Source organism: Mycobacterium sp. FW102-FHT13B02, assembly GCF_058790275.1.
The window spans coordinates 24,942-48,560 of the sequence record NZ_JBYTCM010000001.1 but is presented as its reverse complement, the minus strand read 5'-3'; the positions used below and the strand labels follow the sequence as shown (position 1 = coordinate 48,560).

Below are 23,619 nucleotides of genomic sequence, written 5' to 3'. Positions count from 1 at the left end.
CTGGATGGAGACCTTTGGTTAGGCCACCTCGGGTATGGCGGTGACGGTGTCACGGTAGCGGTTCTCGTAGTCGGTCGGTGAGAGATAGCCGAGCGAGGAGTGCAGCCGGGTGGTGTTGTACCAATGCACCCAGGTGGCCGTTTCCCGTTCGACCTCGGCCCGCCCGGTCCACGATTCGTCCCGCCCGATCAGTTCGGTCTTGTACAGCCCGATCCCTGATTCCATCAACGCGTTGTCGAGGGCATCGCCGACCGAACCGATGGAGCCGGCGATACCCGACTCCACCAAAGCGTCGGTGAACGCCAGCGAGGTGTATTGGGCTTCCGGCATCGGAGTGATGCACCAAACCCGTTGTGGTGAAGCGGAAATCAGTCCTCCTGCGGGTGAACAAGGCTTGTTCTAGGACGCTGGTCACTAACGGGGTGGCCTTGGTCGACATCACCCGCCATCCCAAAATTCGCCGCGAGTACACATCGACGCAGAAGGCGGTATAGACGAATCCCTGCAGGGTCCACACGTAGGTGAAGTCAGCGACCCACCATTGATCGGGCCGGGTCGGTGCACCCCACTGACGGTCGATCAGATCGGGGTGCCGCGCAGCCCCTGGGTTGGCGGTGGTAGTAACGGTGCACCGCTTGCCGCGCACGATTCCCGCGATGCCGCAGATCCGCATCAACCGGGCCACCTGGTCCCGACCCATGTCGTGACCAGCATGTTTCATCGCATGCCACATCTTGCGGACCCCGTAGAGCCGCCGGTTGGCCACATAGAGCCGGTGCACGGTGTTGGCGGCATGTGCTTCGGCCCAGGTGGCGTCGCTGACCGGGCCGCGGGCTTTGGCCGCGTAGTACGTAGACGGGGCGATCGGCAGGCCGTGCTCAGCAAGCACAGTGCAAATCGGGTCGACCCCGAACTGGTCGCGGTGCGCGTCGATGTAGTCGACGATCACCGAAGTCGGCGGTCGACCTCCGCCGCCGCGAAAAACGCTGTCGCTGTCTTCAAAATCTCATTGGCCCTGCGTAATTCAGCGTTCTCCCTGCGCAACGCAGTCAGCTCGGCAGCCGGGTCCTGGTCGTTACCTGCCGGTGTCGACGTGCCGGTGCCATAGCGATCTTCGACCCAGTTGCGCAATGTAGCCTCGTTGATCCCGCGAATCTCCCCGACGTACCGACGAGCCCCCCGCTTGGAATCACCACCCTGCGTGATCCGGTCCTGATACATCCGTACCGCCCGCTCGCGTGTCTCTGGGTCGAACTTCCTCTGTGCAGCCACGACAACATCCTCCTGGTGCGATCACGGACTCCACCAGACCCAGGACGGTTCAGCTGGCCCTGCGTTGCCCCCGTATCAACCGCGATGTTCGGCAACGCGGTATATAGGGCCGCCATCGAACCGATCACCAGCGCCACCGCGGCACACGACACGACCAGGGTCCACTGCTGCCCACGCGAGAATGATCTCTGCTGATCCGGCACGCTCAACACCCCTGTACACTCGGTTTCGCTGCGCTACTCGATGTACCATAACTGAGATTGCTAACGCACATACCCGGGATCAGCAAAGGAGCCGCAGTGAAAAATCAGGCCCCGCCGATACCGGACGACTATGACGAGGACATCGATCCGCGCCGCACCCGGTCACGGAACCGACTGCTCGATGCCGCCGCCAACCTGCTCAAGACCGGCGGCGTTGAAGCCGTCACCATCGACGCGGTCACCAAAGCATCCAAAGTCGCCCGCACCACCCTCTACCGCCACTTCAACAGCTCCACCCAGCTACTCGCGGCAACCTTCGAACGCTTACTGCCACAAGTGATTCCACCCGAACCCACCAGCGGAACCCTGCGCGAGCGCCTCATCGAACTGCTGTCACGCCAAGCCGACCTCCTCGCCGAAGCGCCGGTGCAAGTCACCACCCTCGCCTGGGCGGCCCTGGGCCACACCGAAACCCCGAGCACCGACACCGACGGCACCCCTCACCCCAGTGCCCACACGCTGCGCTCCCGCGTCGTCGAGCAATACCGCCAGCCCTTCGACAACATCCTGCAAAGCCCCGACAGTCGCGAGCAACTCGGCGACCTCGATGTCGATCTCGCCATGTGCCAGCTCGTCGGCCCCCTCGTCTTCGCCCGCCTGACCGGCATCCGCGCCATCACCCACAACGACTGCGTCCGCCTCGTCGACACCTTCATGAACACCTACAGCGTCAACCCAGCCGCCACAAGACCCGACGCCAGCTAGAACCAATGAACGTCCGAGGGATGGAGTATTCGCGGTAGGCGCACCGCCCAACCCGCATTCACCCCTAACGGGGAACATCAGCGGACGTCACTGCTCCCGATCAGGAACTCCGAAGCCAATGCCTCGGAAAAACACCAGATACCCCGGTGAGCACAGCGCTTACTACTTAAGATCTGCAATGCAGCGGTGAACGAAAGCCCCTTGCATCCGCCGACGAGTTCGCGATCCCACTCGACCGACTCGCCGATCTGAGCGAAGTCCTCTCCGCCTATCAAGGCGGTTCTTCAATTCGTCCGTTCGGCGGTCCGCTGACCCATCGAGGCCGTCGAAGCACAGCTCGCCAAACCACCCCTGGATAAGGTCCGGGCAGAAAGCCCACACTGCGGATAGCGACAGCGACCCGAACGGCGTGACTGCGCACGGCATCACTACCGGCCACCCGTCACCATCGAACTTGTCAACGGAGTATCTCGTTAACGGTGTTTCCGGCGGTTTCCATCAGTAGGTCGCGGCTGCCGGGAATTGGTCGCCGAACGTGATCGCAAACGCGTCGAGCGCTGGCTTGCACCGCATCACCCATCGTGCCCTGCCCACGCCAGTGGGTCCAGGGAACGCGTCACCATTTGCAAGCACTTGAGCGCGGCCTGCTCGGAGGGAAAGTGCCCTGCCTTGATCGCTCGGTGGAAGCGGGCGATCAAAGACTCAATAGCATTGGTACTGCAGATGACTCGGCAGATTTCCACGTCGTAGTCGAGGAACGGAATGAAATCCGCCCAGGCGTTGCCCCACAACCGAATCACCGCCGGATACCGCTGGCCCCATTTCTCAGTCAGATCGTCGAACGCGGCCCGGGCGTCGGCGGCGTTGATCGCGGTGTAGATCCGTTTGATGTCCCGCTTGATCTCGTCCCAGTACTTGTGGGAGGTGAGCCGAAAAGTGTTGCTGTTTCTCGTAGCCCAGGTGCTCGGTCATCTCTTCATTGAGCGCGATCTCGAGCACCGTTTTGGTCAGCTGTTTGAGCAGTCCGTCCGGACCGGTCAGCGATAGCCACTGTTCCCATGCCAGCCGCACCAGCTCGACCGCAGCCTGCTGCGCAACGGAGGGCCCCGACCTTTTCTTCGCCACATCCAGTGTCGTCATCACGGCACCTTCCTCGCCGAGCATCGCCAAGCCTGTCAGGCCGGAAACACCGATAAGTCCACAGTCCCAAGCACTGGACACAGCTGACGCCCGGCGTATCCATCGATCATGGCTCGGAGTAGATTCTTCGCACTATTCTGCCACCAGCGGGCCCCGAGAGCGCAGCGGAGACGGATTACGGGGGTACCACGAACGGCCGGTGATTCCCGCGATCGCCTCCAGCAATAACGACCGCGCAACGGAACAACCTTGACGTACTGTCTCATCAGCGATCTATGTCTTGAAAGGCTGAATATGCCAGTGAACTTCGCCACATTCAACGAACGTGTCGCCGAACAGTTGAAGGACTCCACAGTGATCATCGGCGGGCTCACGGGCTACCTCGGTTTCCGACACACCGAGTTCACCGCCGGCCGATTGGTCGCAGAAATGGACGCCCGAGACGACTTGAAGACGCCGTTCGGCAACCTGCACGGCGGCTGCCTGTCCGCCATGGTTGATCACTGCCTCGGTGTCGTGTTCTACCCAGTCATCCCTGAGGGCTCATGGGTTGCGACAACAGAATTCAAGCTCAACCTGCTTCGGCCCGTATCCGCCGGCAAGTGCGTCGCAGTCGCCGAGATTGTCGCGCTCGGGAGAACGAGCGGAGTTGCTCGGATCGACATCACCAACCAAAGTCGCGCAGTATGTGTCGCCCAGGGCACTGTGACAATCGTGGGCCTGAAGCCGACCTCGTGATCAATGGTCAGCGGAAGGGCTGAAGGATGACCGCTGCGCTTGAGCGCGTACCAACCAGCGACGGGCTCACTCTGGCTGTTGACTTCTACCGCTGTGTCGCACCTCGCGCGGTTGTATTGCTACTCCACGGCGGCGGTCAGAGCCGACACGCCTGGGACGTCACAGCACTGCTTTTGCACGCGCGCGGATTCACGGTGGCCGCGTATGACGCACGCGGGCACGGTGACAGCGACTGGGATCCCACAGGCCGTTACGATCTGAATCGGCTCGGATCCGATCTGATCGCGGTACGGTCATACGCAGACCTGGGACGGCCGATCGTGGCCATCGGAGCATCCCTTGGCGGCCTCACCATTCTCGGCACTCACCTGCTAGCTCCGCCAGACCTGTGGAACGCCGTGATTCTTGTGGACGTCACACCACGTGTGGAGATGAAAGGCGCACGGCGCGTCGTCGCCTTCATGTCGGCGCACGCCAACGGATTCGGCAACCTGGAATCCGCCGCCGAGGCCATCGCGGCATACAACCCGCACCGCTCGAGACCGAACAACCTCGACGGACTTCGAAGAGTCCTACATCAACGAAGCGACGGCCGGTGGGTGTGGCGTTGGGATCCCGCGTTCGTAGCATCGAATTTCCAGTTTCTCCAAGGCGACCAGGCCGCCGGGACAGCGGAATTCGAGAAGATGAGCACGTTGTTGGTCGAGGGTGCGCAGCGTGTTAGGGCACCAACACTTCTCGTGCGCGGGTTGCTGTCCGACGTGGTCTCCGAAGAAACTGTGAACGATTTCCGCGACCTCGTGCCGCATGCGCACACTGTCGATGTCACGGGCGCGGGCCACATGATCGCCGGCGATGACAACGCTGTCTTCTCGGAAGCGGTGCTCGACTTCCTCGACCACCTCGTCTAGATCCCTGACAAACCACTCTGATGCGGCACCCGGCGCCTTCGCGTTTATCCTGCTCACATGCCCACGGAATCCATGCGGATGTCATTCCGCCGACACATGCGCGACGAGGTGTTGCGGGCGGCCCGAGAACTCACGATCGAGAAAGGATGGGAGCGAGTCCGAATGAGCGAGGTTGCCGAGCTCGTCGGCGTATCTCGCCCGACTCTGTACAAGGAATTCACTGACAAGCAGGGCCTAGGTGACGCACTGGTCGTCACCGAAGGCCAGCTCTTCTTGGAAGGTATTCACGCCGTCCTTGCATCGCATACCGGTGATATCGGCGGTGGAATCACCGCCGCGGTGGAGTACACGCTCAAGGAAGCTGAGGCCAGTCCTCTGCTGAAAGCCGCGTTGACATCGACCCGTACAACGGAGGCACGCGATAGCGCAACCGGTGTCCTTCCACTGTTGCCCACATCCGCGTCACTGCTTGAGTTGTCATCGGCCGCGCTAATCACGTGGTTCGGCGAGCACTTCGACCAGCTCGATTGCGAGGACGTCAATGAAGTGGCCGACGTACTGGTCCGGCTCACCGTCAGCCACCTCGTGCTACCAGCCGCCGACGCCCACACCACCGGGCGGCGAATCTCCCAGGTAGCACTGCGCTATCTGGCCCCGCGATAGCTGTGCATCAATGATCGGCATGTCACGCGCGAGGCACGAGCGGCCACCGCCACCTTTGCACCGCTATTGTTCAAGGCCGCATAGTCAATGAGATGAGCTGTTCAAGAGGCACCCTCCGAAGGGCAACAGATCGCTGCCGATGCCTCTGCCAGCTTCAACTATGCACTTTTAAGGCACAAGCCGGCCGAGTAACCACTTGCCGATGTCGTCGCCAGAAACAGCGTCGACTGTAACTCGTCACGCGTGCCTTGAATATACGAGGCGTACAGCAGATTTTACGCGGCGACGGTCGGCGAAGGAGTCGGCGAAGAGTTGGGGGCGCCGAAGAGTTGATTGCTCACCCACAAGCTCGTACTTCATCCGCTGGGGCAGCCTGTCAACAGCAAGTGAATTCTGATCAGTTGTCGCGCACGTTGGTCACGATTCAGTTGCCGCCGACACCGCCAAGCCGATTCCTGCAGGAGTGTCACACCGGCTGCAGTTTGGGTGGCTCGACTTGCCCGAAATCTAGTCGATCCTGGGCCACCCGCCCGCTCACTTCTAGACCGAGCCGACACGGCCCATGCACACATAAGACTACTCTTGCAAAAATGGTACTTCTGTCGATATATTTACTTTCACTGCACATCTGTAAACGTGACGTGCCGTCAGGTCGGACGCGCAGAGCTGCCTCCTCCCGAAAGGTCAGAGCCAACATGCTTGAAGACAAAGCTTCTCGGAATACTCGGGTTCTACCAACACCACGACGAGTGACGTTTGCGATGCCGTCAGGGAATCGCCGACAGCATTTCGTAGACGACGATCTTGTGATGAGTCATTTCATAGCCGTACTATCGGCGACGTTTCCGGAGGGAGAAGATTTCTTCATACGATCAGTGCGCCAATTCCGGGCTTCGGTGATCGACGCAAGCCTGCAAGAGGCGATAAAAGGCTTTGTGGGCCAAGAAGCGACGCACCGATACCAGCATCGACTATTGAACGAGCGCCTTCAGACCATGGGATATCCCACCGCGCGTATTGACCGCCACGTAGGCAGGCTGATAGAGCGACTCGAAAAGCGTCTTTCTCCGGAGATGCGACTGTCACTGACCTCAGCGTTAGAGCATTACACCGCAACGCTAGCGGAGATAATCCTCACTAGCGAAAGCGCCCGCCAACTCATCGGCAATGGCGAAGTGAGATTGATTCTTCTTTGGCATGCGTTTGAAGAGTCCGAACATAAGGCGGTGGCTTTCGATGTCTATCAAACAATCGGGGGCACCGAGCGGATGCGTATCCGCGGCATGCGCATCGCTTCGGCAATCCTTTTCGCCGAGTTGTTCGCCCATACCGCCCTTTCAATGGCCGCAGATCGCGCGTCCTACAATCCCATTCGCCTGTTGCGCAGCCTCTATCGATTTTCCCGCAGCCCGATTTTTACTGCAGACGCACTGCGGCGCTTTCGCTCTTACACGCAACGCGGCTTCCATCCAGACGACTGGGATAGCACCGCGGTCTTGGATCACTGGAGCCGGGAATTGTTCGAAGCCGACGGATCACAAAAGTCCGTCAGTCCGTAACTGACTGGCCAACGCACGTCGTCTCGGGGTGGCGTCCAGATTCCGGTGTAAATCGGCGGGCGCAGGTTCTGGCTTCGGTGGGTGATGTTACGCGGTGGCGCTGACAGTTTCGGTGCTGTGGGTGGGGGGGCTCGGAGGTGTGCTGGGGTCGCAGTTGCCGGGGCGGGTGCAGCAGGCTGTGGCGGAGGTCTTGTAGCTGTCGTAATCCGGCGGAGGTCATGGTCAGTCCGCGCCAGCCACGCGATGCGCGGTCGAGGACGGCCCAGACGATGCTGATGCAGCTGGTTTCTCCGGGGAAGCGGCCGATAACCTTTGCGCGGCGGCGGGTTTCGCCGAAGGTCCGCTCGATGAAGTTCGAATGCCGGATGCGGTGATGATGCTCGGTCGGGAACCGCAGGTAGGCGGTGAGGCCCTCACGGTCGGTGGCCAGGATCTTCATCGCCGCCGGGTAGATGGCGGCGTAACGGTCGGCGAACGCGCTCAGGCGGGCATCGACCAACTCGACCAGGCGCGGGCCGGGCTCGGTGTTGAGGTCACTGGTGTCAAAGCAGGCCCAGTAGCCGTCGCGGATCTCAGCTTGCATCCCAGCCGGGATCTTGGCCAGCACGTTGCGCACCCGGTGGATCAGGCAGCGTTGCCGTAGTGCAGCTGGGAAGACCTGCTCGATGGCGGCGATCAAGCCGCGGGCGCCGTCGGAGACGACCAGCAGCGGACACGCCAGGCCGCGATCACGCAGATCGGTCAGGAAATCAGCCCAGGCGTCGGTCGACTCGCCGGTGCCGGGGGCCAGGCCGATGAAGACGGGTTTGCCGTCGGTGGTGACCCCCCATGCGGCCAGGATCGGTTCGGCAGGCGAGCCCGGATGCATCCGGAAGAACGAGGCATCCAGGAACAGGTAGTCCAGCACAACATTGTCGAGGCGGCGGGCCGCCCAGTTGTCGTATTCGGTCTTGATTGCTTGACATACTTGCGACACCGTCGATTTCGAGATCGCGGCTTGGTCACCGAGCGCATCAGCCAGGGTGGCCTCGACGTCACGCATCGACAGCCCACGCACGAATGAGGCGATCACCAGCGACTCCAGCGCGTTGGTCTTGGTGACATTCTTGCCGAACAGTCGGGAGGCGAACGCAGCGGTCGTGCCGCGCAGCTTAGGCCGCTCCAAGGTAACGGGTCCGGCAGTGGTCTTTACCGTGACCGGCCGATAGCCGTTGCGTGACCCCGGCTGCGCATCCGGTGTCGCTGCGGTGCGCTGGTAGCGGTCACGGCCGAGGAACTCGGTTACTTCGGCTTCCAGGGCGGCCTGCATCAGCAACTGTGCGCCAAGGCGGGCCACCTCCTCCAGGATCTCGGGCAACTCACGATCGAAGGCGAACAGCTCGTCGATCTTGGCGCGAACACGGTCGGTCGGGGATACTCGTGCAGGCACGGGCGTAGGTCCTTTCTTCGATGACTTGGTAGGTCTCGAAGCAGAACCTATGCGCGGCCCCATTTTCACCGGTTTCAGGACGCGACCAACGTCTCGGTTAAAGCGGGTCGACGCCAAGTACAGCGTGACCCATTTGTGTCAGTAGCGCAGTTGTGCGCTCGGTCGCCATCCCGGTTTCACGGTACTGGAGCGTCGACTGGATGGCGCCGATCGCTCCGTGCACTACGGCACGTAGGCCCATTTCGTCTAGTTCGGGACGCAACTCACTCAGTACGTGCACCCACTCCTCAAGATACAGACGTTGTTTGCGGCGCAACCGGCTGCGGTGCTGCGCAGCGAGATTGTGAAGTTCACGGTAGTAGACGATGGCAAGCTCGCGTTGATCCAAGACAAGGGCTACGTGGTCTGCCACTAGTGCTGTCAGCGCCTCGGTCTCGCTTTTACTTTTCTCCACAATCAAAGAAGCGCGTCGCAGCAGGGAATCGATCACCTGCTCGAAGAGTGCCGTCAGTAAGCTTGCTTTGCTGTCGAAGTGACGATAGATCGCCGGACCGACGACACCAGCAGAATCGCCGATATCCGCCATCGACGCCGCGTGGTATCCGCGGTCGGCGATGTGCTGCGCGGCCGCCGCGAGAATCCTCTCCCGACGTTGATCTCCTTTACCGAGACCGTGAGCGACTGTCATATGCGTTGGCGACCAGCCCTTTCGCCGAATTGGTGGAATCTATCATGCTACACAAATGGTTGAACAAAATGTTAACACCGACTCATCAGAGAAGCCCACTAGCATAGTGGAGATTCAGATCCGATGGCCCGCGATCGTGCCGGCGAGCCGATGGCCGAGCGCACCGGCTGGGCAGCGTCTTTGATGGCGCTAAGTGAAAGTTCCCAGTTTCTCCCGGTGCGGCCGTTGCCTGTCGTCCTGCGTGACGAGATGGCATGACCACAGTGGACGTTAGCGGGGTTGTGTCCGGAATCCGGTGTAAATAGGGAGCACGGGCGTAGGTTCCGCTTCATGACCTGCAAGTCTGCGAAGAAGGAGTCGCACCCGTGCCTGTTTCGAGTATCAGCCATCGACCGTATCCGCACCAAGATCCACGCCTTGTTTGGCGAGGATCGGGAGTTGCCGGAGATCCTTGAAGAAGTCGCCCGCCTGGGCGCCGAGCTGTTGATGCAGGCTGGCCTTGGAGGCTGAGGTCACCGAGTTCCTTGGCCGCGAACACTACCAACGCACCGCCGCCTGTCCCGACGCTAACGACGGCTCACGCAACGGGTATCGACCGGTGACGGTCAAAACCATCACCGGGCCGGTCACGTTGGAGCGGCCGAAGCTGCGCGGCAGGACCGCAGCGTTCGCGTCGCGGTTGTTCGGCAAGCACGTGACGAAGACCAACGCGCTGGAGACGCTGGTGATCGCCTCGTTCGTGCGCGGGCTATCGGTGCGGGACGTGCAGGCCACCCTGGCGAAACACTCGGTGATCAGGCCGCGATCTCCAAATCTACGGTGTTGGAAGTGTGCAAGGCGATTCGAGCCGAATACCAGTCGTGGGCGCGTCGCCGACTCGACGAGATCACGCTGGACTACTTGCTTTTAGACGCCAGCTTCTTTCGGATGCATCCCGGGTCACCGGCCGAGCCAATGTTGGCCGCCGGGGGCATCACCACCGAGGACAAGCCGGTGTTCGTCGGGTTGGCCCCCGGGACCGGCGAGTCGACCGGCGTGTGCCGACTTCCTGACCGATCTGCGCGAACGCGGCCTTGGCTGTCCGCTGCCGGTCGTCTCTGACGGCGCCAAGGCCCTGATCGCGGCCATCGAACAGGTCTACCCAAAAGCGTTGCGCCAGAAATGTCTTATTCATCGACTTCGGAACGTGCTCGCGAAGATTCCTACTGGGATGCAAGCCGAGGTCCGCGACGGCTACTGGGCCATCTTCGACCCCGCCGACCTGAGCATCGAACCGGGACCCCCGCTGGTAGAGATCGTCGACAAGCGGATCGAGGCGTTCGCCGCCAAATACTGCGACCTCTACCGGGCGGGTATGCGTATCCTGCTGACCGACAAAGCAGGGTTGACTGCCTATCTGCGGTTCCCGGTCGAACACCATGGGCGCGTTCGACATTCGAATTTTATTGAGCGTTCGTTTGGGGAGACCAAGCGACGAACCAAGGTCATCGGCCGATTCCCCGGCGAGACCAGCGCCATCAGTCTGGGGTGGGCGGTACTCGACCGAGCCTCGGCCGATTGGCGCGGGCTGACCATGACACCGGTCGCCGCCCGCCTCCATGAGTTCCAACACCGGCTCCGCAGAGCCCATTTCGGGCACCGCGTAGCGACCTGGGTCGCGACGCCGGTACGACTCAGTAAGGGATCGCCGCTATACGTGTGAGCGTCTACCTGCCCGCATCTGACAGCTTTTACCGCTGGCCATGATGGCTGGCGGTGACCAGGTCGATCGGTGGGATGTAGCCGGTGATGCTGTTGATGGTGCGATGCAGGCCGTGGTGCAGCGCGTCGATGTCGCAGCGGGCCAGGCCGCCAGCGGTGGCGAGGACGTGTTCGGTGGTGAACGCTAGGTCGTTGATGGTGCCCAGGATGCGGCGGTCGGCGGTATTGGCCACGGCCACCTGCTGGGGGGGTTAAGATTGCCGAGCGTATCGGCGGGCAGCCCTTCGGCTTGCAGCGCGGCCTGGATCGCCGAGACGACGGGCGGAACGATCGGGCGCAGCCCCGCGGCGGTGACGTTCGGCATGAACACCGAGAACAAGGTCCCAGCATGGGTCACCAGCAGGCATTTGGGCCGGTCGATCCAGACCAGGTGGGCATACCAGTCCCGCACGCACGCTTCGCCGATGGCCGGCTCAGACACCCCCAGCAGCGCCAACACCTTGGCGGTACATCGCAGCATCACGAGTCATGATGGTAGGCAAAGCCACCGACGGTCGGTACACAAGAACACCGTGGCTTGGCGCCGGTACAGTGTGGCGACGTGTTGGTCGCTGATCTGCATCACTTCCTCGACATGCCGGGGTCTGCTGCACGTATAGGTGACATCTGAGTTGGCTTGCCCGGGACCGTCAGGCCTTCCGAATTTCAGTGTAAATGGCGGTTTCCCTAGCCTCGGTTGAGGTCGGGCATCCTGTCGGCGAATGTTACTGCGAACGCGTTCAGAGCGGGCTTCCATCGCACCGCCCATCGCTGCTGGCCAGTGCCTTCGGATCTAGTGATCGGGTCACCAGATACAGACATTCGGGTGCGGCAGCCTCGGAGGGGAATATGCCCACGGGCCTTAATGGCCCGCCGGTAGCGGGCGTTGAGTGACTCAATCGCATTGGTACTGCACAACACTCGGCGAATCTCGGTGGGGTAGTCCAAGAACGGAGTGAACTCGCTCCAGTAGGACCGCCACATCCGGATCAACGCCGGATAGCGTGCGCCCCACTGCTCGTTGAGGTGCTCGAGCGCGTCCTCGGCAGCGGTAACCGACGGTGCGGTGTAGATCGGCCGCAGATCGCGTTTGAGCCCGTCCCCGTGCTGGCGCGGCAGGTAGCGGAAGCTATTGCGAATGCGGTGCACGGTGCACGCCTGCACGATGGTGGCCGGCCACACCTCAATTACCGCGTCCGGCAGCCCCTTGAGTCCGTCACAGACCAGGAAAACACGTCGGTGACGCCCCTGTTGCACAGGTCGGTCAGCACCGCGAACCAAAATTTGGCTGATTCCCCGTTCCCGTCACCGGCCCAGAGCCTGAGCACATCCTTGTGCCCGGCTAGGTCCACGCCGATCGCGGCGTAGAACGGCCGGTTGGCGACCTGCCCGTCGCGGACTTTCACGATCAGTGCGTCGACGAATACTGCGGCGTAGATCGGCTCCAGCGGCCGGTCGGGAGTAATTGTCAATACCTGTGGATTCGGGTGATTCAGGCGACCTCCGATCCGGTCGTGGTGGCTGGGTTGTCGACCGGTTTGGGTGGGGTGATGTCGGTGGGTCGTTCAAGCAGTTTGCCTTTGTGGAACACTGCTCCGGCCCGGACCAGGGCGACCAGGTGCGGTGCGTTTACCGCCCGCCAGCGGACTTGTGAACCGTCCTGGTCTGGATGGAGACCTTCGGTTAGGCCACCTCCGGTATGGCGGTGACGGTGTCACGGTAGCGGTTCTCGTAGGCGGTCGGTGAGAGATAGTCCAGCGAGGAGTGCAGCCGGGTGGTGTTGTACCAATGCACCCAGGTGGCCGTTTCCCGTTCGACCTCGGCCCGCCCGGTCCACGATTCGTCCCGCCCGATCAGTTCGGTCTTGTACAGCCCGATCCCTGATTCCATCAACGCGTTGTCGAGGGCATCGCCGACCGAACCGATGGAGCCGGCGATACCCGACTCCACCAAAGCGTCGGTGAACGCCAGCGAGGTGTATTGGGCTTCCGGCATCGGAGTGATGCACCAAACCCGTTGTGGTGAAGTGGAAATCAGTCCTCCTGCGGGTGAACAAGGCTTGTTCTAGGACGCTGGTCACTAACGGGGTGGCCTTGGTCGACATGACCCGCCATCCCAGAATTCGCCGCGAGTACACATCGACGCAGAAGGCGGTATAGACGAATCCCTGCAGGGTCCACACGTAGGTGAAGTCAGCGACCCACCATTGATCGGGCCGGGTCGGTGCACCCCACTGACGGTCGATCAGATCGGGGTGCCGCGCAGCCACTGGGTCTGCGGTGGTGGTGATGGTGCACCGCTTGCCGCGCACGATTCCCGCGATGCCGCAGATCCGCATCAACCGGGCCACCTGGTCCCGACCTATCTCGTGGCCAGCATGTTTCATCGCATGCCACATCTTGCGGACCCCGTAGAGCCGCCGGTTGGCCACATAGAGCCGGTGCACGGTGTTGGCGGCATGTGCTTCGGCCCAGGTGGCGTCGCTGACCGGGCCGCGGGCTTTGGCCGCGTAGTACGTAGACGGGGCGATCGGCAGGCCGTGCTCAGCAAGCACAGTGCAAATCGGGTCGACCCCGAACTGGTCGCGGTGAGCGTCGATGTAGTCGACGATCACCGAAGTCGGCGGTCGACCTCCGCCGCCGCGAAAAACGCTGTCGCTGTCTTCAAAATCTCATTGGCCCTGCGTAATTCAGCGTTCTCCCTGCGCAACGCAGTCAGCTCGGCAGCCGGGTCCTGGTCGTTACCTGCCGGTGTCGACGTGCCGGTGCCATAGCGATCTTCGACCCAGTTGCGCAATGTAGCCTCGTTGATCCCGCGAATCTCCCCGACGTACCGACGAGCCCCCCGCTTGGAATCACCACCCTGCGTGATCCGGTCCTGATACATCCGTACCGCCCGCTCGCGTGTCTCTGGGTCGAACTTCCTCTGTGCAGCCACGACAACATCCTCCTGGTGCGATCACGGACTCCACCAGACCCAGGACGGTTCAGTCGATCACATCTACAACACCGAACGGCCCCACCAAGGACTGCCAGGGCGGGTCACCCCGCTGACCGCCTGGGAAAGCGACACCGAAAGCCGATCCACCCCGCCCCAAACCGCACCAGCCACTGCTCGACCGGCCCGCCGCCTCACCCACTGCCCATGCAGCCGGTGCTATCGGACCTGCCCACCGGCACCCACATCAGAACTGTGAGCAAAGTCAGCACCGTGAACCTGAACTGCACCAAATACAAAGTCGACGCCCAACGCGCCTACGAGCAGGTCCTCGTAGTCAGCACCGGGCCCCACACCGGCGACGCCATCATCATCACCGACCCGCATGGCGAAGTCCTCATCGAACACACCCGACCCGCACCCGGCACCCCCTACGTCGGCAACGGCCAACCCCGCGGCGCACGCCCCAAAAACCCCAAACCGTCACCGAAGTCCTGATACATCAACTGTCACCGATGTCCTGATACATCACACCGCGACACCGCCCGGTATCAGAGCACTGCGCACGATAACCGCTCACGCACGCACTGCAAACACCTATCCTTCTCGGGCGCCGACCAAGGTGCGGAACGGACCAGAGTCAAGTCGTGGCTCCTTGGGCAAACCGAGCAGTTTCTCCCCAACAATATTTCGCTGCACTTGAGAGCTACCCGCGTAAATCGTTGCGGCCCTTGCGGCGAGCGCAGACTCAACCCACGCGAGCGACGCGTTCGGCGTACCGAGGTCCGCCGTTATCAAGGCTCCATTTGTTCCCGTGCCAGACGGCGTGAGCACGTCCGACCCGAGTATCTCCATTGCAAGTTCGGTTTCACGTTGGAAGAACTCACTCCAAATTATCTTCGTCATCGCCGCCTCGACTCCGGGATACTCACCCTTCAAGAAGCGCGACAACGCTTGGTAGCCACGACAGCGCATGATCTCGACGCGGCTGCAGCACCACGCGAGTTGTTCACGGATGTGCGGGTCGCTCGTCTTGCCTCGCTCTCGCGCCAGGTCAATGAGCCGAGTGACGTCGGCTTGAAATCGGATTGCATCGGTGGTGACGCTGGTTCCGCGCTCGAAACCGAGCAGGGTCATCGCCACCGACCATCCGCCGTTGAGCTCCCCCACAATGTTGCCCGCCGAGGTCCGAGCGTCAGTGAAGAATACTTCATTGAACATCGTCTGACCGACCATGTTCTTGATGGGCCGAACCTCGACGCCCGGCTGATTCATCGGTACGAGGAGGAAGGAGATCCCCCTGTGTTTGGAGGCGTCCACGTCCGTCCGACACAAGACGAAAATCCAGTTTGCGAGATGACCGGCGGAGGTCCAAATCTTCGATCCGTTGATCACCCACTCACCGCCGTCAAGCACCGCCCTGGTCCGCAAACTGGCAAGATCCGATCCGGCGTCGGGTTCGGAGAATCCCTGGCACCAGAGGTCCTCACCGGACAGAACTCGCGGCAAGAACCACTCCTTCTGCTCCTCTGTGCCGCAGACGACGAGCGTGTTGCCAAGCAATTGGATCCCGAACATGTCGTTCTCGGTTCCCGTAGGTACTCCAGCGCGTGCGAACTCCTCAGCCAGGACGACCTGCTCGACCGGACTCAGACCGGCGCCGCCATACTGCTCTGGCCATGACACTGCGAGTAGTCCCTCGTCTGCAAGAATCTTCCGCCACTTGCGGATGAACTCCTCGCGCTCGGTTTGATTCAGCGCCCCGATTCCGGCGAAGTCGGCAGGCACATTGGCGGCGATGAAGCTGTGTACCCGCGTCCTAAACGATTCAGCTGCTGGGGGATAAGTTAGATCCATGGTCGGGTCGTTGTCCCTTCTTCAGTCATGGCGTCAACCCAAGTGCGGGAGCACTTAGATTCCGATGCGGTCGGCGACATCGAGCCACTGATCACGTATTGACCCAAGCAGCACGCTGTCGGCTTTCGCACGCCGGTAGTACAAGTGCGCGTCGTGCTCCCAGGTGAACCCGATCCCGCCGTGAATCTGCACATTCGACGACGCGGCGAGATCAAATCCGGCAATGGCGGTCGCCAGCGCCATCGGAGCCGCTTTAGCGAGTTCAGGCCTGTCCTCCGCCGCCGCCAGGTAGGCCGCGTAGAGGGTGATCGCCCGTGCGCTGTCCAATTCGATTGCCATCTCGGCACATCGATGCTTGATCGACTGGAAGGAGCCGATGGGTCGATTGAACTGATGACGCATCTTTGCGTATTCGACCGACATCGACAGCGCACCTTCGATGCCGCCAACGATCTCCGCCGCAAGTAAGGTCCGCGCCACATCAAACGCGTGGCGCGCAACTGCAGCACCGTTCGCGTCGGACAAGGAGACCGCCTTGACCGCTTCGAACACCAGCGTGGCCATTGGCCTGGTGATGTCAAGCGTGTCGACGCGGTTCCGAGTCAGACCGGCAGCATCGCCGTCCACGAGATACAACTCTGGTTCGACGGAGTCCCCAGGTGGCAGTGCAAGCACGAGCAACGTATCCGCAGTGTGCCCGTCGATCACCTGAGCCTTGGATCCGGTCAGAGTGACGGCTTCGCCGTCTTCCATCGCGCGCATGCAAACGCCACCGAAGCTGGCGGCGTTACCCGGTTCGTTGACTGCGGTTGTCACCGTACGAGTGCCGGCTGCGATTTCCGGGAGCAGTTCCTTCTTCTGCTCTTGACTCGCCCCGATCAGAATCGGAACGACTCCCAACGCAACGGTCGCGAACAGCGGGCACGGTACGACGCCGCGTCCGAGCTCCTCCATTGCGATGGCCACCTCGATCATCGTTGCACCGGCCCCGTCGTACTCTTCCGGGATCAGCAGGCTCGGCAACCCGAGTTCCCGGCTCATGCGAGACCAGAGGTCGCTATCGTATCCCGGCGCAGTTGCGACAACCTGTCGGACCTTTGACAGCGGCGACATTTTTTCCACGAACTGCCGGACGCTCTGTCGAAAGTCGTTCTGTTCCGGGCTCAGCACGAAATCCATGTCAACTCAATCCTGTTCAATGCCATTGTCTTCCTCACCCCACTGTGTGGCGACCCATCCATGCCGACGGTCCGGCAATGGCAATTGCCAGCGGCAGGACAGTTCCGAAACAGTCTGGGCAAGCTGCTTCGAAATCGCCGCTCCGCCAGCGGGCTTGGCGTTCGCCCCGGGGCAGTCCCATCTCCAATAGGCAGCGTTTGCGTCTGATGAAAGACACACCTTGGGTTGCGGCGAGTGCATCATCAGAACGCTGCTTCATCGAGTTCCATGACGTCGTTGTCCAAGGTGTCGATCACCTGGCGAGTGCTGTTGAGCAGCGGCAGGAAGTTCTTCGCGAAGAACGAAGCCACGGCGATCTTCCCCTCGTAATAGGCTCGATCAGTGTCGCTGCACCCGGCATCCAGCGCCTTCAACGCCACAGCTGCGTGTCGCTGCAGCAACCACCCGAGCATCAAGTCGCCGACACACATCAGGAACCGCACCGACCCCAGGCCAACCTTGTAAATGCTCGAAACGTCTTCCTGCGCGTCCATCAAGTAGCCGGTCAGTGTCGCTGTCATCGCTTGCACGTCTACGAGCGCAGTCGACAGCAGCGCTCTCTCGGCTTTGAGGCGACCATTGCCGGAGTCGTCGTTGATGAACTTCTCGATCTGACCGAAAACATGTGCCAGTGCCGCACCCTTGTCGCGGACGATCTTGCGGAAGAAGAAGTCCTGCGCCTGGATTGCCGTAGTGCCCTCGTAGAGCGAGTCGATCTTGGCGTCACGGATGTATTGCTCAATCGGGTAGTCCTGCAGGAAGCCGGAACCACCGAAGGTCTGCAGGCTCTCCGTGAGCTTGGCGTAAGCCTGCTCCGAGCCGACACCCTTGACTATAGGCAGCAGAAGGTCGTTGACCTTGACAGCCAGGTCGTCGTCGATTTCGTACATTGCTTTGGCCATGACCGCGTCCTGGTAGGTCGCGGTGTACATGTACAGCGCGCGCAGTCCTTCTGCGTAAGCCTTCTGGGTCATCAGGCTGCGACGCACATCAGGATGGTGGGTGATGGTTACCCTTGGCGCGGCCTTGTTAGCCATCTGGGTCAAGTCAGCTCCCTGCACGCGCGACTTCGCGTACTCCAGGGCGTTCAGGTAACCGGTCGACAGGGTTGCGATGGCCTTTGTGCCGACCATCATGCGGGCATACTCGATAACGTCGAACATCTGCGCGATGCCCTCATGTACCTCGCCAACCAGCCAGCCCTTGGCCGCGACGTCGTGCTGGCCGAAGGTCAGCTCACACGTCGCAGAGGCCCGAATGCCCATCTTGTGCTCGACATTGGTAACGAAAACGCCATTGCGCTCGCCGAGTTCGCCAGTCTCGAAGTCGAACAGGAACTTCGGAACGAAGAACAGGGACAGACCCTTGGTGCCAGGTCCAGCGCCCCCAGGCCGAGCCAGCACCAAATGAAAGATGTTCTCAAATAAGTCATCTGCGTCCGCAGATGTGATGAACCGCTTCACTCCCTCGATGTGCCATGAGCCGTCCTCTTGTTCAACAGCTCTCGTACGCCCGGCGCCAACATCCGAGCCGGCGTCCGGTTCGGTCAGCACCATGGTCGAGCCCCACCCGCGCTCGGCGGCGATGACAGCCCACCTCTTCTGCCCAACGGTCCCGAGTTTGTAGACGATGCTGGCAGAACCGCCGCCACCCGCATAGAAGAACGCGGCGGGGTTCGCTCCAACCAGCATTTCCCGCAGCGCCCAGGCGAGAGCCTTGGGCATCGGCAGACCCCCGAGTTCCTCCTCGATGCCGACCTTGTCCCACCCCCCATCAAGCAGCGCGCGCACGGATTCCTTGAACGGAGCAGGCAGCGTCACACTGTGTGTAGCGGGATCGAAAACTGGAGGATTGCGATCGGCACTGGCGAACGAAGCGGACAGCGCACCTTCACATAGCCGACCCGCTTCGGAGAGCAACTCGCGAATCGTCGCTTGGTCCAAGCCGTTGAACTCGGCGCCGCAAACCTCCGGCAGGCGCAGCACTTCAAGCAGATTGAACTCGAGATCTCGCAATGGTGACTTGTAGTGATTCATCAGTCTTCCTTCGTGGGGCACTCAGATGCTCGCGTGGCTTGTCCGGGGTCCTGTACGTCGATCGGTCCGAAGTCCTCGACGTTCTGGGAAAGTTAACCACACATAACTATTCACGAATCGCCGAACCCATCCCGCGGCCGCTAAGAGATCAGCGAGAAACGACACTGGGGATACCGGCCTCAGAACTCCCGTGTGGGTGATGTTAATCATTGTTCATCTCGGACGGGACAGCTGATCGAAATTGAGACCAACACCACACCACCCGTCAACCTGCGCCACCGCTAAAACTGCACAGAAGCTGTCGACGATGGTGTCTCGCCGCGTGCTCCACGAACGGGATGTAGCTGACCTCGTCAACGACCAGCAAAGTCCAGCGGCGGAGTTTCGCCAGTTCGGCGGCCAGGCATCCCTGCCGGTGGGCGGGGTGGATTCGAGCAGCCAACTCCACCGCGGTGGCGAACATCACCCGGTGACCGTGCTGGGCCGCCGGTGATGCCTAACCCGACACGCCGCTCGCTTCAGAATCTCGTTGGCGCGCTTGAGTTCTCGGATCTCCTGCGCGAGTTCCTTGACTCGCGCTGACTCCGTGGTCGTCACGCCAGGCTCGTACCCGTCGTCGATGTCAGCTTGGCGCACCCACGAACGCACCGACTCCACCCCGTAGCCCCGCTGACGGGCGACCCGATACACCGTCCCATGTTCGGTACCCAGCTCCGCCCGCCCCCAACGTGCGGACCGTCCGGACCGTAGCGGCGTTCTCCTCCCAGCTGTACCTACGTGTGGTCGGCTTCCCTGGTGACTGTTCACTCGGCATGACTCCATCCTCGTTTCCAAGGTCAGGAGCCTCCACATTTCCCGTTGCGATTCAATGTCGATCTGGCCGACGGTGTCAGTGAGCACCGTGTTGGTGCGCGTACCGTTACGGGAGTTGGCACCGTTTCGGCCAGCCGGGTCGTGCTTGTCATAGCCCAGGTGATCGGCCAGTTCTTCCAGCGCAGTCTCGACCACCGTCTTGGTCAACGCCCGAAGCACCCCGTCGGCCGTATCGGCGAACGACACCCCGCAGGCCTGCAACAGGCGCACCAGCTCCCGCGCGGTCGCCAGCTCATCCGGTGCGGGTGAGCTGGCCATGGACACATCATCGTGAGTATCGGCTGCAGAGGACACAGCCCTCATCGTCTCGGTCACTGTGGACCCTTCCCACCAAGCTCACGCTCGGCGTATTGGGCTATTTACACCGAATCCCGCAAACTCCCGCTGGCTCCTCTTGTCCTCTCGCTCGACGTGCCGTAGGCTCCCGACTGTGAATTTGAATTAACATTCGAGTTCGGCTTTAGCAGGGGCCGTGAAGAGGGTTTGATTGCCAGCGCGGATGGTCACGCTCCCATTTGCATTACTTCCAGGCCCGGGTCTCTACGGGTGAGTCGCGAGCTTGCTGCTTTTACCGAGAAATTGGGGAGTTATGCGGTCTGACGTAGTTGTGAAACCCGTTGGTGCGCTCGGGGGTTTCTTCGCGATGACCCTGGATACTCTGGTGGCAATGGTGCGGCCGCCCTTTGCCTGGCGAGAGTTCTTGCTGCAGGCGTGGTTCGTTGCACGGGTATCGGTCGTGCCGACCGTGATGCTGTCGATCCCGTTCACAGTGCTGTTGGTCTTCACATTCAACGTGCTGCTGGTGGAGTTCGGCGCCGCAGATTTCTCGGGCACCGGTGCTGCCCTCGGGACGGTCACCCAGATCGGTCCGATCGTGACGGTGCTGGTGGTCGCCGGCGCCGGCGCGACGGCGATGTGCGCGGACCTGGGTGCCCGCACCATCCGTGAGGAACTCGACGCGCTGAGGGTCATGGGCGTTGATCCAATAAAGACTCTCGTGGTGCCGCGCGTGCTGGCGGCCATGGTCGTCGCGCTGCTGCTGTCATCGGTCGTGGTGTTGGTTGGACTCGCTGGGGGCTTCGGGTTCTCGGTGTTTGTTCAGCACGTTACGCCGGGGGCGTTTGTCGCCGGTCTGACATTGGTGACCGGACTGTCCGACGTGATAGTCGCTCTGATCAAAGCCGCGCTATTCGGCTTGTCGGCCGGGTTGATCGCCTGCTACAAGGGCACCACCGTTCAGGGTGGGCCTGCGGGGGTCGGCAATGCGGTGAACGAAACCGTGGTGTTCTCGTTCGTAGCGCTGTTTCTTATCAACGTGGTTGCCACCGCCGTCGGCGTGAAGGCTAAATGATGACCGCTCGTGTTCCCAGCAAACGTTTTCCTAGGCTGAGCCGGATGGTGCGGGGCGTCGTCGACCGTTGGAACCAAATGGGTGGCCAGGCCCATTTCTATTTCAGTACGCTCGCGTCCACCGGTGACGCGCTGGTGCGCTACCGGGCCGAGACGGTGAGGTTGGTCGCCCAGATGGGGCTGGGGACTGGGGCCTTGGCAATCATCGGCGGCACGATCTCGATCGTCGGATTCCTCACCCTGTCAACTGGAGCGCTGGTGGCGGTGCAGGGTTACAACCAGTTCGCTGATTTCGGCGTCGAGGCGTTCACCGGCTTCGCATCGGCGTATCTGAATGTCCGGCTCATCGCGCCTCTGACCGCCGCCATAGGGTTGGCAGCCACCATCGGTGCCGGTGCAACGGCGCAGCTGGGCGCGATGCGGATCAACGAGGAGATCGACGCACTCGAGGTAATCGGTATCCGGTCGATCGCATACCTGGGTTCCAGCCGTTTGGTGGCAGGGGTGATTGTGCTGATCCCGCTGTACTGCGTAGCGGTACTGATGTCATTCTTCGCTGCGCGCTTCGGCACTACCTTCGTGTACGGCCAGTCGACCGGTGTGTACGACCACTACTTCAATACGTTCCTGAGCCCGACCGACCTCATTTGGTCGTTCTTCCTGGCGATCGCGATGGCGATCGTGGTCATGCTCGTACATACGTACTACGGATTTACAGCCGCCGGCGGGCCGGCAGGCGTTGGTGAGGCAGTGGGACGGGCGATGCGTGCGTCGTTGATCAGCGCCGCGATGGTGATCGTGTTCGTGTCGCTGGCCATCTACGGTCAGGCCGGCAACTTCCACCTGGCCGGTTAAGGAGCTCCGCTCATGGACTTTCGATCAGGGGAACGCAGCATTCACCCGGCGTGGTGGACGCTGATTCTGGTGGCTGCCATCGTGACGTTAGTGGTGGTGTGCTTGGGTTTCTTCGCGGGGTCCTTCAAGTCTTTCGAGACGGTGACGTTGGTGTCGGGCCGCTCAGGTTTGGTGATGGAGCGAGGGGCAAAAGTCAGAATGCGCGGCGTCGAGGTCGGTCGGGTGGCCTCGATCAGCGGCGGTGCCGGACCGGTACGCATGAATTTGGACCTCTTCCCCACCCAGATGCAGTTCATTCCCGCCAACGTCGAGGCCGAGATCAAAGCGACGACCGTGTTCGGCGCGAAGTACGTCGAACTGATTGCGCCCAGTGATCCGAGCGCCCAACACCTGACCGAGGGGGCGGTGCTGCGATCACGCAACGTCAGCACTGAAGTCAACACTGTGTTCCAGAGTCTCGTCGGCGTGCTGAAGCAGGTCGACGTCTCGAAGCTCAACGCGACGTTGAGCGCGCTGGCCGACGGGGTGCGCGGCCAAGGCCGGCGCATCGGAGAGGCCACCACCGCAGCCAACAGCGTGTTAACGGCGGTCAACCCGAGAATGGACACCTTGGCGCAGGATTGGCGCTCGCTGGCGGGTTTCAGCGACGCCTACCGTGCGGCCGCTCACGACATACTGGCCACAATCGATGCGGCCAGCGTGACGAGCACGACGATCACAAACCACGCCTCGGACCTGAACGCCTTGCTGCTCAACACGATCGGTTTCGCGAATGCGGGTGTCGACGTGTTGGCGCCGAACAGGGACAACCTGGTTAATGCGATCAACATCGCGGCCCCCACCACAGCTTTGCTGCTGAAGTACAACCCTGAGTACACCTGCACCCTGGTGGCCACCAGGAATCTGATCACGTCCGAGAACGGCGGGTACTACGTGTACGGCGGCGGCAACGGCCATTCGATCATTTTGGATGTGGGTTTGGACCTGGGTGACGATCTCTACAGGTACCCCGAAAACCTGCCGATCGTCGCGGCCAAGGGCGGCCCTGGCGGAAAACCAAGCTGCGGTTCGCTGCCCGACCCCAACAAGAACTACCCAGTGCGCTATCTGGTTACCAACACCGGGTGGGGTACCGGTCTCGATGTGCGGCCGAATCCAGGCGTCGGCCATCCGGGGTTGATCAACTTCTTCCCTGGCACTCAGGCGGTGCCCAAACCGCCATCCGTGCGGGGTGACGGGCCACCGGCGATCGGCCCGGTGCCCTACCCGGGAGCACCACCATACGGAGCGCCCCAGTACGGCCCGGACGGCGCGCCGCTGTATCCGGAAGTTCCGCCGGCTCCGCCCCCGTCACCCTGACCGCCCGACCAGACGCCGAGGAATGC

16 protein-coding genes, 10 pseudogenes and 2 other annotated features are annotated in these 23,619 nt (G+C 61.7%); of the genes and pseudogenes, 10 read left to right on the top strand and 16 right to left on the bottom strand.

What is annotated here, in order from left to right; translation table 11 throughout:
• Positions 1–18 precede the first annotated feature (18 nt).
• Positions 19–1,272, bottom strand: a pseudogene (locus AC3WTE_RS00245) (IS3 family transposase).
• Positions 857–988: a sequence feature (AL1L pseudoknot), on the bottom strand. It overlaps the preceding pseudogene by 132 nt.
• Before the next feature lie 299 nt (positions 1,273–1,571).
• On the opposite strand from AC3WTE_RS00245, the gene AC3WTE_RS00240 reads away from it, so the two are divergent.
• Positions 1,572–2,240 (top strand): TetR/AcrR family transcriptional regulator, encoded by a 669-nt coding sequence (locus tag AC3WTE_RS00240; RefSeq protein WP_492434719.1) that lies wholly within the window; start codon positions 1,572–1,574, stop codon positions 2,238–2,240.
• A 498-nt stretch (positions 2,241–2,738) separates the two neighbouring features.
• On the opposite strand, the pseudogene AC3WTE_RS00235 reads toward AC3WTE_RS00240, so the two are convergent.
• Together AC3WTE_RS00235 and AC3WTE_RS00230 are read right to left on the bottom strand one after the other, a co-directional pair.
• Positions 2,739–3,181, bottom strand: a pseudogene (locus tag AC3WTE_RS00235) (transposase); the annotation flags it as partial.
• A pseudogene (locus AC3WTE_RS00230) lies at positions 3,180–3,281 on the bottom strand (transposase); the annotation flags it as partial. The pseudogenes AC3WTE_RS00235 and AC3WTE_RS00230, both read right to left, overlap by 2 nt.
• A 399-nt stretch (positions 3,282–3,680) precedes the next feature.
• On the opposite strand from AC3WTE_RS00230, the gene AC3WTE_RS00225 reads away from it, so the two are divergent.
• The 4 genes from AC3WTE_RS00225 to AC3WTE_RS00210 all read left to right on the top strand — a co-directional run bounded on the left by AC3WTE_RS00225 (position 3,681) and on the right by AC3WTE_RS00210 (position 7,251).
• On the top strand, positions 3,681–4,118 hold the full coding sequence (locus AC3WTE_RS00225) for a PaaI family thioesterase (RefSeq protein WP_492434717.1): 438 nt from the start codon (positions 3,681–3,683) through the stop codon (positions 4,116–4,118).
• A gap of 26 nt (positions 4,119–4,144) precedes the next feature.
• A complete protein-coding gene (locus AC3WTE_RS00220; RefSeq protein ID WP_492434716.1) occupies positions 4,145–5,029 on the top strand; it encodes an alpha/beta fold hydrolase in 885 nt (294 codons plus the stop codon).
• Positions 5,030–5,125: 96 nt separating this feature from the next.
• Positions 5,126–5,692, top strand: coding sequence for a TetR/AcrR family transcriptional regulator (locus AC3WTE_RS00215; RefSeq protein WP_226522212.1), 567 nt, complete (start codon positions 5,126–5,128; stop codon positions 5,690–5,692).
• A 695-nt stretch (positions 5,693–6,387) separates the two neighbouring features.
• Positions 6,388–7,251: a metal-dependent hydrolase gene (locus AC3WTE_RS00210; protein ID WP_492434714.1), complete on the top strand. Its 864-nt coding sequence runs from the start codon at positions 6,388–6,390 to the stop codon at positions 7,249–7,251.
• Between the two features lie 87 nt (positions 7,252–7,338).
• Here AC3WTE_RS00210 and AC3WTE_RS00205 read toward each other — a convergent pair.
• Positions 7,339–8,680 (bottom strand): annotated as a pseudogene (locus AC3WTE_RS00205) (IS256 family transposase).
• Positions 8,681–8,777: 97 nt separating this feature from the next.
• Positions 8,778–9,368, bottom strand: a complete 591-nt coding sequence (locus AC3WTE_RS00200; RefSeq protein WP_492434712.1) for a TetR/AcrR family transcriptional regulator — start codon at positions 9,366–9,368, stop codon at positions 8,778–8,780.
• 330 nt (positions 9,369–9,698) lie between these two features.
• On the opposite strand from AC3WTE_RS00200, the pseudogene AC3WTE_RS00195 reads away from it, so the two are divergent.
• Positions 9,699–10,995 (top strand): annotated as a pseudogene (locus AC3WTE_RS00195) (IS256 family transposase); the annotation flags it as partial.
• 103 nt (positions 10,996–11,098) lie between these two features.
• On the opposite strand, the gene AC3WTE_RS00190 reads toward AC3WTE_RS00195, so the two are convergent.
• The 5 genes and pseudogenes from AC3WTE_RS00190 to AC3WTE_RS00170 all read right to left on the bottom strand — a co-directional run bounded on the left by AC3WTE_RS00190 (position 11,099) and on the right by AC3WTE_RS00170 (position 14,045).
• Positions 11,099–11,302, bottom strand: coding sequence for a DUF6933 domain-containing protein (locus AC3WTE_RS00190; protein ID WP_492434710.1), 204 nt, complete (start codon positions 11,300–11,302; stop codon positions 11,099–11,101).
• On the bottom strand, positions 11,254–11,589 hold the full coding sequence (locus tag AC3WTE_RS00185) for a DUF6933 domain-containing protein (protein ID WP_492434708.1): 336 nt from the start codon (positions 11,587–11,589) through the stop codon (positions 11,254–11,256). The genes AC3WTE_RS00190 and AC3WTE_RS00185 overlap by 49 nt, the downstream gene beginning before the upstream one ends.
• Positions 11,590–11,795: 206 nt before the next feature.
• A pseudogene (locus tag AC3WTE_RS00180) lies at positions 11,796–12,514 on the bottom strand (IS256 family transposase).
• A gap of 86 nt (positions 12,515–12,600) precedes the next feature.
• A pseudogene (locus AC3WTE_RS00175) lies at positions 12,601–12,768 on the bottom strand (IS256 family transposase); the annotation flags it as partial.
• A gap of 23 nt (positions 12,769–12,791) precedes the next feature.
• Positions 12,792–14,045: pseudogene (locus AC3WTE_RS00170) on the bottom strand (IS3 family transposase).
• Positions 13,630–13,761 (bottom strand) — a sequence feature (AL1L pseudoknot). It overlaps the preceding pseudogene by 132 nt.
• Before the next feature lie 207 nt (positions 14,046–14,252).
• On the opposite strand from AC3WTE_RS00170, the gene AC3WTE_RS00165 reads away from it, so the two are divergent.
• The gene (locus AC3WTE_RS00165; protein ID WP_492434706.1) at positions 14,253–14,543 is read left to right on the top strand and encodes a hypothetical protein; all 291 of its coding nucleotides are present in this window, start codon (positions 14,253–14,255) and stop codon (positions 14,541–14,543) included.
• Between the two features lie 99 nt (positions 14,544–14,642).
• Here the strand turns inward: AC3WTE_RS00165 and AC3WTE_RS00160 are convergent, their stop codons facing one another.
• From AC3WTE_RS00160 to AC3WTE_RS00135, 6 genes and pseudogenes are all read right to left on the bottom strand, one after another.
• The gene (locus AC3WTE_RS00160; protein ID WP_492434704.1) at positions 14,643–15,902 is read right to left on the bottom strand and encodes an acyl-CoA dehydrogenase family protein; all 1,260 of its coding nucleotides are present in this window, start codon (positions 15,900–15,902) and stop codon (positions 14,643–14,645) included.
• 54 nt (positions 15,903–15,956) lie between these two features.
• On the bottom strand, positions 15,957–17,081 hold the full coding sequence (locus AC3WTE_RS00155; RefSeq protein ID WP_492434702.1) for an acyl-CoA dehydrogenase family protein: 1,125 nt from the start codon (positions 17,079–17,081) through the stop codon (positions 15,957–15,959).
• Positions 17,082–17,323: 242 nt separating this feature from the next.
• On the bottom strand, positions 17,324–19,156 hold the full coding sequence (locus tag AC3WTE_RS00150; RefSeq protein ID WP_492434700.1) for an acyl-CoA dehydrogenase: 1,833 nt from the start codon (positions 19,154–19,156) through the stop codon (positions 17,324–17,326).
• A 265-nt stretch (positions 19,157–19,421) separates the two neighbouring features.
• The gene (locus AC3WTE_RS00145; protein WP_492435434.1) at positions 19,422–19,619 is read right to left on the bottom strand and encodes an ATP-binding protein; all 198 of its coding nucleotides are present in this window, start codon (positions 19,617–19,619) and stop codon (positions 19,422–19,424) included.
• A gap of 44 nt (positions 19,620–19,663) precedes the next feature.
• Positions 19,664–19,970: pseudogene (locus AC3WTE_RS00140) on the bottom strand (transposase); the annotation flags it as partial.
• A gap of 38 nt (positions 19,971–20,008) precedes the next feature.
• Positions 20,009–20,344: pseudogene (locus tag AC3WTE_RS00135) on the bottom strand (transposase); the annotation flags it as partial.
• Positions 20,345–20,618: 274 nt separating this feature from the next.
• Here AC3WTE_RS00135 and AC3WTE_RS00130 point away from each other — a divergent pair.
• Genes AC3WTE_RS00130 through AC3WTE_RS00120 form a run of 3 tightly spaced genes read left to right on the top strand, consistent with a single transcriptional unit; the run spans position 20,619 to position 23,593 of the window.
• Positions 20,619–21,380, top strand: coding sequence for an MlaE family ABC transporter permease (locus AC3WTE_RS00130; protein ID WP_492434698.1), 762 nt, complete (start codon positions 20,619–20,621; stop codon positions 21,378–21,380).
• Complete coding sequence (locus AC3WTE_RS00125; RefSeq protein ID WP_492434696.1) at positions 21,380–22,234, top strand: ABC transporter permease; 855 nt, start codon at positions 21,380–21,382, stop codon at positions 22,232–22,234. Before AC3WTE_RS00130 ends, AC3WTE_RS00125 begins: the two co-directional genes overlap by 1 nt.
• 12 nt (positions 22,235–22,246) lie before the next feature.
• Positions 22,247–23,593 carry an MCE family protein gene (locus AC3WTE_RS00120; protein ID WP_492434694.1) on the top strand — a complete coding sequence of 449 codons (1,347 nt, stop codon included), beginning with the start codon at positions 22,247–22,249 and terminating at the stop codon, positions 23,591–23,593.
• The last annotated feature ends 26 nt before the right edge of the window (positions 23,594–23,619 follow it).